Raw genomic sequence first — 12580 nt, 5'->3', positions numbered from 1 at the left:
TTGGAGATTTGGGTGCAGGGAAAACAGCCTTTGCCCAAGGGGTTGGTGAGGCGTTAAGTGTAACTGGTCCTATGACGAGCCCAACCTTCACCTTAATCCATGAATACATAGCACGACTTAAAGGAACTCAGGTACGATTAATTCACATGGACCTTTACCGATTACAGCGTCCGGAAGAGGCTGAAGTAATTGGGGTTGAAGACGCGTTCGTTGAAGATGCTGTCTGTTTAATTGAATGGCCAGAAATTATAGAAGATTATTTGCCAGAAGACCGCTTAGATGTTGTAATCATTGGAAGTGGAGAACAGCCACGTGAGATCATCTTTCATTCCCAGAACTCTGATTGGGAGACTCGTTTAAAAGACATGGTTTAGGCTAAGTACAAGCACGATAGGAAAATGGAAGGTTCGGAGGTTCCAATGAAATACTTAACGATCGATACGACGACAAAAGTTACGGCAGTGGCTTTGGCCGAAGACGGGCAACTTGTCGGAGAAGGATTTTTATATACTTTAAAGACGCACTCAGAGCGCCTTATTCCAATGTTTGATCAGTTGCTTACAGCTGCAGCTTGGACACTTCAGGATTTAGATATGATCGGGGTGGTGCGAGGGCCGGGTTCGTTTACTGGAATCAGAATAGGAATCGCTACAGCACAAGGATTGGCTCAAGTGCTGAATCTCCCCCTCATTGCCGTAGTGTCCCTCGATGCCTTAGCTTGGGCAGGTTTGGGGAGAACGGAGGATATCGTTCCTATTCTGGATGCCCGCAAAAATGAGTGGTACACAGCTCGTTACTATTGGAAACAAGGAGTAGAGAAGGCAGAGTGCCTAACCTCGCCTCAAGCATTGCCCGTAGACCTATGGTTAGAACAATTGAAGCGGCTCGATCGTTCGTATTGTTTTGTCGGAGATGCGGCTGCGAAATCAAAGCAACTTATTGAAAATGTTCTAGGCGAGCGAGCCGTAATTTTACCAGAGTATATAAGCTTACCTCGGGGTGCCTATGCGGCTCGAGCGGTTTGGCAACGTTGGCAAGAAACAGGTACCGGGGACCGGGTGGAACCCTACTACATTCGTTTTTCTGAGGCCGAGGTTAATTGGGCAAAGAAAGAGGAGGCACGAAGGAGAGCTGCGCATGAATAATGGGATTGTGCGGCCCATGCTTACTACCGATCTGGATGACATTATGGAAATTGAGCGTGTCTCTTTCTCAACGCCTTGGTCTCCTGAGGCCTTTAAAGCGGAGCTTAAAGAAAACGAGTATGCGCGTTATCTTTGTCTAGAGTTAAATGGCCAGGTGATCGGTTACATGGGGCTTTGGTTTATCCTTGATGAGGGACATATTACGAATATCGCCATTACTCCCAACTATCGGGGGCAGCGTTGGGGAGAGTTTTTAATGAAGTCTGTGATGGAGAAGATGGCGGAACAGGGAATGGAGCGGATGACGCTGGAGGTCCGCGTCTCCAACAGCGCAGCTCAGTCTTTATATACGCGTTTAGGTTTTGTTACCGCCGGGTTACGTAAAGGATATTATGCGGATACTGGAGAAGACGCAATGATCATGTGGGTCGAATTGGGAACGGAAGTGAATGTAACGTGACGGGGAGTACAAAAAAGAGTGTAGTAATATTAGGAATTGAGACAAGCTGTGATGAGACCTCCGCGGCAGTTTTGGTGAACGGAACAGATTTACGCAGCCATATCATTTCTTCTCAAATAGTGACCCATCAGAAGTATGGAGGTGTTGTGCCAGAAATCGCTTCACGCGAACACAGTCTTCATCTTTACCTAGTTGTGCAACAAGCATTAGATGAAGCGAAGGTTAATTTTTCGGGGTTATCGGCCATTGCTGTGACGTATGGGCCTGGGCTTGTAGGGTCCCTATTAGTAGGGGTTTCCGGAGCGAAGGCGATGGCCTATGCTGCAGGAATTCCGTTGATTGGCATCAATCACTTGGAAGGGCATATCTATGCCAATTTCTTAGATCATCAAGATTTAGAGTTTCCACTCCTAGCTTTGTTAGTTTCTGGAGGACATACCCATCTTATTTTATTTGAAGCCCATGGGCAGTACCAGGTTTTAGGCCATACACGTGATGATGCGGCAGGTGAAGCACTCGATAAAGTGGCTCGGACCTTAGGCTTAGGTTATCCAGGCGGGCCTCAGATACAAAGAGTAGCTCAAGAGGGGGATGCGTTTGCATTTAAGTTTCCCCGGGCCATGTTAGAGCCGGATAGTTTGGATTTTAGCTTTAGCGGTATGAAATCAGCCGTTTTGAATACTTTGAATTCTGCGCGTATGCAGGGAGATACTCTCAGCGTTCCAGATATTGCGGCCTCTTTTCAGCAAGCGGTTGTAGATGTTTTAGTCAGGAAGACCTTGATTGCCATAGAGCGGACGGGAGTTAAGACGCTACTATTAGCGGGTGGAGTTGCGGCTAATAGTTTGTTGCGTGAAACCTTAGAGAATTCGTTGTCTGAACATAATGTCCACCTGGTTTGTCCGCCCCCCATTTATTGTACCGACAATGGAGCAATGATTGCGGTAGCGGGGTATTATCATTATTTAGCAGGGGACTTCGCGCCTTGGACACTTAACGCTGTGCCGGGTCTTGAACTTGTATGAGGGACTTCTGTGAAACTGCACCCGATCCTACGACGTAGAGCTAATCATTCTAGCTTGCTAAAGGGAGCGGGGTGCCAAAAGCATATCGTCATCGCTGGAGGTTTCATTTCATTTGTGATCTACAGTATGGATAAGTACTTTAACCTAAAAACCTGCTAAATTGATGTGCAAAGCATCGACTTAGTGGGCTTTTTGTAATTGCTGTCATAACTCGTAAACCGGCAGAACGAGTCACCGGTATACGGAGTTGACGCTTTTCTAAGTTCGGGGAAGAAGTATGTCTTAAATGTTATATGTATGACGCGTTTTGAAACAAGATAAGTCAAATTTGCATATTAATAATATTTTTAGAATATTTCCAGTATTTTTAAAGGAAACTGAGGAATTATGGCGAAATATATTCTACATTTCGCGATCTGAAATTTATGGATGAAGGCACAAAGAAGTAAAGGGAGGTCTAATTTGAAATCAATAAAAACAAAGTTTACCGTTCTCTTAATTGGCGTTATGGTGTTTACAGTCATAGGTGGAGGCATACTTACTCAGCTAATGTTAAATAAGGTATCTAGCTTTACATCTGATTTGCTTCAACAACAGATTGGTCAACGAGAAGACTCTGTGCAAAAAGCCGTCCAAAGTAAGAACGATGATATCGCCAAAACATCAACAACGATTGCCACAATGCTGTCTCTCGACCCCAATGTGATGCAAGGTATTAAAACCAATGATAAAGCATTAATAGAGAATTCCTTACAAAAACAAACGGATCTAGCTGAAAATGAAAATGGTATAGACTTAATTTGGTTTACCAGATTAGCAGAAAGAACAAGCGATGGGCACACACCAATTTTAGCCTGCCCCACAAATACTGCGTATGATGGCTATGCTGGGTTAAAGTATCAATCAACGAATAGTGCTTTAGATACAGGTAAAACAGTACTGTCATGGGAGGTAGTAGAAGGTAACGAAGGAAAATTGCAAGTGACTGTACCAATATCTGACAATGGCAAGGTAATCGGCGCGGTGATCGTAGGAAAACAGACATATCAATCATTCATCAAGCCTATTGCATCCTCTTCAAATTCAGCGAGTACCTTATTCCTTTCTAATGGGAAAAATGATTATTTTGTTATGACCGATTCTCAAACTGATGATCTGGGTAATACCTTTTTTGCCGACTCAAATGAAAAACTTGACAAGGATTCCAAAGTTTTATCTGAGTTAGCAAAACAGCAGCCTATGTATGCCACCATAAATAATGCTCTAAGTCAGGTGGCGAAATCTCAAAAGCCTATGTCAGACACATTAAATCTTCAGGGGACACCCTATGTAATGTACTTCGTACCATTGCAGGACTTTAATAACAATACTGTCGGAGTAATGGCTTTTCGTTTTCCAGGAATGACTGACACACTAGCCTTATTTAACAATGTCCTAAAATCAGAAAAGACTACGTATTACCTAGTATCCTTGTTGATACTTGTTTTGGGATCAGTTATTGGCCTATTATTTACTGAAAAACTTACGAAACCAATAAAAAATTTAACAGAGTTATTTAGAAAATCCCAATCAGGGGATTTATCTGTAGTTAGTCAGTTTAAATCAACGGACGAACTAGGGGAATTATCTGGAGCCTTTAATGCCATGATAGCTACCATGCGATCACTGATGGAGAAGATTCAGGATACTGCATATTCGCTTGTTTCCAACTCAGAACAATTGACTGTTACATCAGAGGAAACATCTAAAAGCCTTACCCAGGTAGTAACTACGATCAATCAAATGGCAATTAGTAACAATGATCAAGTGAAAATAATCCAAGCATCGGAACAAACTATAGCAAATGTGGCAGAAATTGCTGAAGGAGCAGATAGGACTACGTCTGCTAGTGCAGCACAGGCAAGTGAGTCTTTAAACTATGTAATAGAAGGTCAAAAGGCCTTGCGGCAGCAAATTCTAAAAATAGAAGAGAATAATTCTATTTCACAACAAGTTGGAGCTTCAATCCAAGAGTTATCTCTAATGGCTATTCATATCAGAGATATTATTGGTGCAATTAATTCGATAGCGGAACAAACAAACCTTCTTGCCCTCAATGCATCAATCGAAGCCGCAAGGGCGGGTGAGCATGGACGAGGTTTTGCTGTTGTAGCCGATGAAATTCGCAAACTAGCCGAAAAGTCTTCGGCATCTACCAAAGAAATCGAAAATATTGTTATGAATATTGATGCTAGTGTCCGTAACACGGTTGATAAGATGAACAGTACCAGCCAAATCGTAGAGGGCTTAACCAACAGTGCTGAAGATACTCAAACAGCTTTTAATAAAATTTATCAATCCGTAGAAGGTGTAGTTGGTGAAACGCAAAGTATTGCCCAAATGCTTCGCGATATTACCAGCCAGATCCAAGGAGTGGCCAGAAATTCAACCGAAATATCTGCAGTCGCCATAGAGGCCTCGGCAGGTATGCAAGAAATCTCAGCTTCGTCTGAAGAACAACTTGCTTCCGTTGAAACAATAGAACAGGCTTCTTACGGGTTATCTAAAATAGCCCAAGAACTTACAACTGAAATAGCCAAGTTCAGGCTTTAGTATTAAGAAGGAAGCGAGGAATTTCATTTCCTCGCTTCCTTTCGTACTAATGGAAACTTTATGACAGATAAGAGGACATCTTCTCTGTGGATAAGGTGTAGCTGTGGATAATGTGGATAAGTCTGTAGATAAGTCATTGATGCGGTTTTGAGGTTTTTCAATAAATACCCTCACATTGGATAAGGTTACCCACAGCTCCTGTGGATAATGTGCATAAGTTTGGCACATGGCGCAATCGCTTGATTTGATATGTGGATAACTCTTTGTAGTAAAAAATGGAAATAATTAAGATATTTCTACTTGAGATAACCTTTTTTTCATAATTTACAAAAATAACAAACTATTTTCTTAATTCACATAACACTTTTTTTATGTCCATAAACATGACAGGAACTGCAAGGCAAGATACACTATGTGATGTGCACTACTGATTGCTTATTCGTCTTGATTCTTGTTCTATATTATTTTGGAATTGTTTGAAAATACTCATAATATTTTAAAAACAGGAAGGATTTTTGCTATATTGATCGAATGTTTCTTATAAAGAGCGAGATCTAACCGAAGGGGTAGTACTGAAATGAGTGAAGACAAACGGCACATTAAGGCAGAAGTGCGCAAATCGTGTTTAGCTCAGCGGGCAGCTTTAGGAGAAAAAGAGAGAGAAAGTAAGAGTCGAATTATCCAGCAGAAATTTCAAGATTTACCAGAGTTCCAACAGGCTCAGACAGTGATGTTATTTCTTAACTTTCGTGATGAAGTAGAGACTACAGCTTTAGCGGAGGCGACGATAACATGTAAGAAAAAATTGGTATTACCTCGTTGTGCACCCCGCGGGATACTTCTTCCACTTGAAGTACGTGATCTAAGTGAGGATCTTGAGTCAGGGGCTTGGGACATTCGCGAACCTAAACTTACTAATGGAAAAGTAGAACCATCAGAAGTCGATATAATTATCGTGCCTGGTGCGGGGTTTGATCTTCAAGGGAATCGTTTAGGGTACGGTGGCGGCTTTTACGATCGCTTCTTTACGCTGTTAAATCCCTTAACGCCTAAGGTCGCTCTCGGTTTCGAATGTCAAGTTATTGAGAAAGTGCCAGTTGACAAACATGATATCAAAATGACAATGTTGATCACAGAAAATGAGGTATACAAATTTTAGGACGTTAAGGTATCAAACTTTAAAGGGAATTTCATTAGGGGGGGATTTTTTTTGTGCACCACGTGTGAGAATTTAGTGGACCCAAAGCAAATTAAATTGGATGAAGTCATTATCAAGTATCGAGATGAAAATGGACCTCTCATCCCAATCTTGCAAGAGGCCCAAGAGGTCTATGGATATTTGCCCGCTGATGTGCTTAAACACATTAGTAAAGGGTTACGTATGCCTCTGGCAAGAATCTATGGTGTGGTTACGTTCTATTCCCAGTTCCGCTTGACTCCCGTGGGACGAAATTTAATTAATGTCTGTTTAGGAACGGCTTGCCATGTGCGCGGAGGAGCTAAAGTATTAGAAACTATTGAAAAAGGTTTGAAAATTAAAGATGGGGAAACGACGGAGGATAAACGTTATACCTTGGAAATCGTGGCATGCATTGGGGCTTGTGGACTTGCACCGGTTATGTCCATTAATGGTCAGGTTTATGGACGATTAGAACCGGAGAGTGTACCAGAAATATTGGCGAAATACGAGTAGGGGGATAAAGGGATGGCAGAGAACAAACGAATTCTCGTTTGTGCAGGGACGGGCTGTGCCTCATCCGGTGCACATAAAATTATTGACGTATTGCAGGAAGAAATAGTACGCCAAGGAATTCAGGACAGCGTAAGCGTTGTTCCGACAGGATGCCACGGCTTCTGTGAACAAGGACCAACGCTGATCATTGAACCGCAACAAACATTGTATACGCAGGTAAAGTCTGAAGATATTCCCGAGATAGTAGCCCAGGACCTCATGGAAGGTAAACTTGTCGAGCGATTGCTTTATATCGATCCTCTTACCCAAAAACCAGCGACAACCTTTGCCAATTCGAATTTTTTTGCGAAGCAAGTTCGTTTTGTCTTAAAGAATTGTGGTTTCATTGATCCGGAAAAGATTCAGGATTATGTGGATAACGATGGATATAAGGGCTTGGCGAATGCCCTGAAAATGTCACCGGATGAAGTCGTTGAGGAAGTCAAAAAAGCTGGCTTGCGTGGTCGGGGAGGTGCAGGATTTCCAACCGGGCTTAAATGGGGTTTTTGTAGGAACTCCCCAGGTAACAAGAAATATGTTATCTGTAATGCAGATGAGGGAGATCCCGGCGCTTTCATGGATCGGGGTGTTCTTGAAGGGGACCCTCACTCCGTTATTGAGGGGATGTTAATTGGTGCCTATGCGATAGGCGCTGATGAAGGGTATGTCTATTGTCGAGCGGAATATCCACTCGCCATAAAACATATGGAAATTGCTATTGCCCAAGCCGAAGAAGCAGGTTACCTAGGCGACAATATTATGAATTCTGGATTTAATTTCCGTCTTAGAATCCGAGCTGGGGCTGGTGCTTTTGTCTGTGGTGAAGAAACCGCACTTATGGCATCAATTGAAGGACGGCGTGGAATGCCCAATGTTCGCCCACCGTTCCCTGCCCAAAGTGGTTTATGGGGAAAACCAACCAATATTAATAATGTAGAAACCTGGTCGAGTGTCCCTCACATTTTGAAAAACGGTGCTGATTGGTATACCCAATACGGAACAGAAAAGAGCAAAGGAACTAAAATCTTTGCCTTGACTGGGAAAATAAACAATACTGGTCTAGTAGAAGTCCCAATGGGCACAACCTTAAGGGATATCCTCTTTGACATCGGGGGCGGAATTCAAAACGGCAAGGCCTTTAAAGCAGTACAAATTGGGGGGCCCTCTGGTGGTTGTTTGCCGGATTCAATGCTTGACCTTCAGGTGGATTATGACACTTTAACGAAAGCGGGAGCTATGGTCGGCTCGGGTGGACTCGTTGTCATGGACGAAACCACTTGTATGGTGGATATTGCTCGCTTCTTCTTAGACTTTTCCCAAAAAGAATCTTGTGGAAAGTGTACCCCTTGCCGAGAAGGGAACAAACGGATGTGGGATATCCTCGACCGGATTACCAAGGGAGAGGGGAAACTAGAGGATCTCGATACGCTCGAAAATCTCGCTCTGGTTATAAAAGAGACTTCTCTTTGTGGATTGGGTCAGAACTCACCGAACCCTGTATTAGCTACGCTGAAGTACTTCAGAGATGAATTTGAAGCACACATTCTTGATCATAAATGTCCTGCTCATGTCTGCACGGCCTTACTCACCTATTCGATCGATGAAGAGAAATGTAAGGGCTGCGGGCTTTGCGCCAAAAACTGTCCGGTTGGCTGTATTACTGGGGAGAAGAAAGAACCGCATAAAATTGATGCGAGCGCTTGTATTAAATGTGGATCCTGTTTGGAAAAATGCAAGTTTGACGCGGTTATTCGGTTATAAGCGGAGAGGAGCGAAACACTTTGGAGTTGCTTACGTTAACGATTGATGGGCGCGAAGTCTGCGTTCCGAAGGGGACGACGGTGCTTGAGGCCTGTCGCATGAATAATATTCCGATTCCGACCTTATGTCATGCCCCTGAGTTGACCGCTGCCGGTGCCTGCCGTTTGTGCATTGTTCAAATCGAAGGGATGCGCAATCTTCCTCCGTCTTGTGTCACACAAGTAACCCCAGGTATGAAGGTCGAAACGCAGAATCCGAAAGTTTTAAATGCTCGTAAAACAATTTTGGAATTGTTGGTTGCCAATCATCCGTTAGATTGCATGACTTGCCAAAAATTAGGAAACTGTTCTCTGGCGGAGTATGCCTATGAGTATGGTGTAACAGGGAAAAAATATCAGGGAGAAAAGCGCCACCTACCCATAGATGACGCAAACCCTTATATTTTAAGGGATCTTAATAAGTGTATATTATGTGGCAAATGTATTGCTACCTGTGAAGCGGTAACGGAACGTAATGTGATTGGCTTTGCTTATCGTGGATTTAGCGCTAAGGTTTCAACCTTTATGGACACCGATCTGAAGGATTCAAGCTGTGTTTATTGCAACAGGTGTGTAGCCATCTGTCCTGTTGGAGCCCTTATGGATAAAAACATGATAGGCAAAGGTAGAGCATGGGAGCTATCAACTGAGGAAGTCACCTGTACTTTTTGTGATTCGGGCTGCAAATTTGACATTAACTCCAAGAATGGTAAAGTTGTTGGTGTTACAGCAAAATCTGCGGCGAATGGCCGACCGCTGTGTTTGAAAGGACGTATTGGTTCGGACTTCAGGTACAACTCTGATCGGACAGAACTGCCTTTCATCAATCAAGAGGGTGAGTTTGTTCAGGTCACGTGGGGGGAATTTTTAGGGTTAGGTGATATCGTGGAAAAAATTAACTCCCTAACGAAATAAGACTGATAAGACTAATAAAAGTTTAAGTTAAATGCTTATGTTATACAATTTAAGACGAAAAAGGGGCGCTTCTTAGGAAGGCCCATTTTTCATATTCAGTTTAAAAATCCATCTAAACCAAACTAAACCAAACTAAACCAAAAAGAGAGGAGTGGATCACTTTGGAATGGTTTACCTTAACGATTGATGGGCGGGAAGTTTGCGTCCCGAAGGGGACAACAGTGCTTGAGGCCTGTCGTATGAATGATATCCCCATTCCCACCTTGTGCCATGACCCGGAGCTTACCTCCGCCGGAGCCTGTCGTTTATGCATCGTTCAAATTGAAGGAATGCGCAATCTACCTCCATCTTGCGTCACTCAAGTTACGCAGGGTATGGTGGTTCAAACTCAGAATCCAAAAGTGCGCGAAGCTCGCAAAACAATTCTGGAGCTGTTGGTGGCGAATCATCCGCTAGATTGTATGACTTGTCAGAAGATGGGGGATTGTTCGTTAGCCCAGTATGCCTATGATTATGGTGTCACTGGAGAACGTTATCAAGGAGAGGCGCGCGACCTGCCTATCGATAGCGCAAATCCTTTCATCATAAAGGATCCTAATAAATGCATAGCCTGTGGAAAATGTATTCGAGCATGTGATGAGATTCAGGGACGAAGTGTTTTAGATTTTTCCTTCCGTGGCTTTGATGTCCAAGTGGGCCCGGCTTTTAACCTGCCCTATAACGAGTCTGACTGTGTTTTCTGCGGGTCATGTGTTTCGGTCTGTCCAGTGGGAGCATTGACCGAGAAGAAGATGCAAGGCAAGGGTCGGCGCTGGGAAATGGAAAAGGTTACGACAACCTGCCCTTATTGTGGTACCGGATGTAGCCTTGATTTGAATGTAAAGAACGGCAAAGTTGTGGGAATTACCTCTACAGACGGTGATGTAAATGGCAGCGCCTTATGTGTAAAGGGTCGGTTTGGCTACGGCTTTATCCACCATCCTGACCGACTTAAAACTCCGCTCATTAGAAAAGATGGAAAGTTAGTGGAGGCCTCTTGGACAGAAGCGATTAATCTAGTGGCGGAAAAATTGAGTGCCGTAAAGGAAAATTTTGGTTCGGATGCGATTGGCGTACTTTCTTCAGCTCGTTGCACTAATGAAGAAAACTACTTAATGAATAAACTTACTCGCGCAGTGTTCGGTACCAATAATATAGACCACTGTGCCCGTCTCTGACACGCTCCCACAGTCGCCGGTCTGGCGGCAGCATTTGGCAGCGGTGCCATGACTAATACCATCCAAGAAGTTGCGGGGGCGGATTTTATCCTAGCCATCGGCACCAATACTACAGAGGCTCACCCCATTATTGGGTTGCAAGTAAAAAAGGCAGTGCGGAACGGGGCTACACTGGCAGTAGTAGACCCTCGAAAGACAGAAATGGCTGACCTGGCTCACCACTACCTGCGAATTAAATCGGGCTCCGACATTGCTCTCTTGAATGCCATGGCCAATGTAATTATTGCTGAAGAGATCTGGAACAAGGAATTTGTGGCAACGCGCACGGAAGAGTTTGAAGCCCTGAAGGAAATGGTAGCCAAGTACACGCCGGAGCACGTAGAGAGCATCACTGGTATACCAGCAGATACCATCAAAACAGTAGCCAGGGGTTATGCGTTGGCTCCGAATGCGACGATTCTATACACCATGGGGATTACCCAGCACATCTGCGGTACACATAACGTTATGGCTATTGCCAACCTGTCTATGCTCTGCGGTCAGATCGGCAAGGAGTTCAGCGGAGTCAACCCACTGCGAGGCCAAAATAACGTCCAGGGCGCTTGTGATATGGGCGCTTTGCCTAACGTATTTACTGGTTACCAACCTGTGACCGTTGAGGAAAACAGAACAAAGTTCGCCACAGAATGGGGTGTTCAGGACCTTCCAGCTAAGCCAGGTCTTACTTTAGGAGAACTGTTTGATGCAGCTGGCACTGGTCAGCTCAAGTGTATGTACGTCATGGGCGAGAACCCGATCCTGTCTGATCCGGACGCTCTTCACGTGATTCACGCTCTCGAAAAGCTTGATTTTCTAGTTGTGCAAGATATCTTCTTGACTGAAACGGCAGAAATTGCTGATGTGGTTCTGCCTGCGGTTAGTTTTGCTGAAAAGAACGGGACCTTCAGCAATACCGAACGTCGTGTTCAACGGGTGCGCAAGGCTGTTGAACCGGAAGGGGACGCAAAGGACGACTGGGAAATCATTGGCTTGGTGGCCACGGCCATGGGGTACCCGATGCACTACCAATCGGCTGAAGAGATTATGGAGGAGATCGCGCGGGTCACTCCGTCCTATGCAGGGATTTCCTACGCTCGTCTAGAGCAAGGAAGCCTCCAGTGGCCCTGTCCAACCGCGGAGCACCCTGGCACCCAATACCTGCACTCAGGCAAATTTTCTAGGGGGTTAGGAAAATTCCACCCGGTGGAATACGTTTCGCCCGATGAAATGCCTAATGACGAATATCCACTGGTGCTGAGCACTGGTCGTCGTCTTTACCACTACCATACTGGCACCATGACCCAACGTACCGGAGCGTTAGAAGTAGCCTACCCGCAGGAATATCTAGAAATAAACTGCTTAGATGCCGAAAATAGCGGTGTCTGTGATGGAGAGATCGTAAAGGTAACATCCCGTCGAGGCAGTGTGGAGGTGGCTGTTCGAGTTAGTGATAGAGTGACACCGGGATTAGTCTTTACTTCCTTCCACTATCCGGAAGTAGCTATAAATCAACTTACTAACCCTGCTCGCGACCCGATTTCCAAGATACCGGAGTTTAAGGTCTGCGCGGTGAAGATAACCAAGGTAATGGTAAGCTTGAATACAAAGAAAGTCAGCTAGGCAGCTAGACAGAATCATGAATTGGTTCCCGTTTAT

At 44.4% G+C, this 12580-nt stretch carries 10 protein-coding genes; all 10 read left to right on the top strand.

Translation table 11 applies throughout. The features are described from left to right. On the top strand, positions 1-374 hold a 374-nt coding region (gene tsaE / locus DOT_RS20675), incomplete at its 5' end, for a tRNA (adenosine(37)-N6)-threonylcarbamoyltransferase complex ATPase subunit type 1 TsaE (protein WP_009623118.1). Positions 375-419: 45 nt separating this feature from the next. Next, positions 420-1145: a tRNA (adenosine(37)-N6)-threonylcarbamoyltransferase complex dimerization subunit type 1 TsaB gene (tsaB, locus tag DOT_RS20670; protein ID WP_009623116.1), complete on the top strand. Its 726-nt coding sequence runs from the start codon at positions 420-422 to the stop codon at positions 1143-1145. Further along, on the top strand, positions 1138-1605 hold the full coding sequence (rimI, locus tag DOT_RS20665; protein ID WP_009623113.1) for a ribosomal protein S18-alanine N-acetyltransferase: 468 nt from the start codon (positions 1138-1140) through the stop codon (positions 1603-1605). Before tsaB ends, rimI begins: the two co-directional genes overlap by 8 nt. Beyond that, positions 1602-2630 carry a tRNA (adenosine(37)-N6)-threonylcarbamoyltransferase complex transferase subunit TsaD gene (tsaD, locus tag DOT_RS20660; protein WP_040413085.1) on the top strand — a complete coding sequence of 343 codons (1029 nt, stop codon included), beginning with the start codon at positions 1602-1604 and terminating at the stop codon, positions 2628-2630. The genes rimI and tsaD overlap by 4 nt, the downstream gene beginning before the upstream one ends. 462 nt (positions 2631-3092) lie before the next feature. Continuing rightward, complete coding sequence (locus tag DOT_RS27945; RefSeq protein WP_009623107.1) at positions 3093-5222, top strand: methyl-accepting chemotaxis protein; 2130 nt, start codon at positions 3093-3095, stop codon at positions 5220-5222. Between the two features lie 577 nt (positions 5223-5799). Next, complete coding sequence (locus tag DOT_RS20650; protein WP_009623106.1) at positions 5800-6381, top strand: 5-formyltetrahydrofolate cyclo-ligase; 582 nt, start codon at positions 5800-5802, stop codon at positions 6379-6381. Between the two features lie 51 nt (positions 6382-6432). After that, positions 6433-6915, top strand: coding sequence for an NADH-quinone oxidoreductase subunit NuoE (nuoE, locus tag DOT_RS20645; RefSeq protein ID WP_009623104.1), 483 nt, complete (start codon positions 6433-6435; stop codon positions 6913-6915). A 12-nt stretch (positions 6916-6927) separates the two neighbouring features. Continuing rightward, entirely contained in the window at positions 6928-8715 is a 1788-nt protein-coding gene (gene nuoF / locus DOT_RS20640) for an NADH-quinone oxidoreductase subunit NuoF (RefSeq protein ID WP_009623103.1), read from the top strand. Between the two features lie 20 nt (positions 8716-8735). Then, positions 8736-9668 carry a 2Fe-2S iron-sulfur cluster-binding protein gene (locus DOT_RS20635; protein ID WP_009623101.1) on the top strand — a complete coding sequence of 311 codons (933 nt, stop codon included), beginning with the start codon at positions 8736-8738 and terminating at the stop codon, positions 9666-9668. 161 nt (positions 9669-9829) lie between these two features. Then, positions 9830-12544, top strand: a complete 2715-nt coding sequence (gene fdhF, locus DOT_RS29015) for a formate dehydrogenase subunit alpha (RefSeq protein WP_083824223.1) — start codon at positions 9830-9832, stop codon at positions 12542-12544. The last annotated feature ends 36 nt before the right edge of the window (positions 12545-12580 follow it).

This window comes from Desulfosporosinus sp. OT (assembly GCF_000224515.1).
In the GTDB taxonomy this organism is placed as follows: domain Bacteria; phylum Bacillota; class Desulfitobacteriia; order Desulfitobacteriales; family Desulfitobacteriaceae; genus Desulfosporosinus.
The sequence above is the reverse complement of the archived record's forward strand: the minus strand, read 5'-3'. Positions and strand labels throughout refer to the sequence as shown.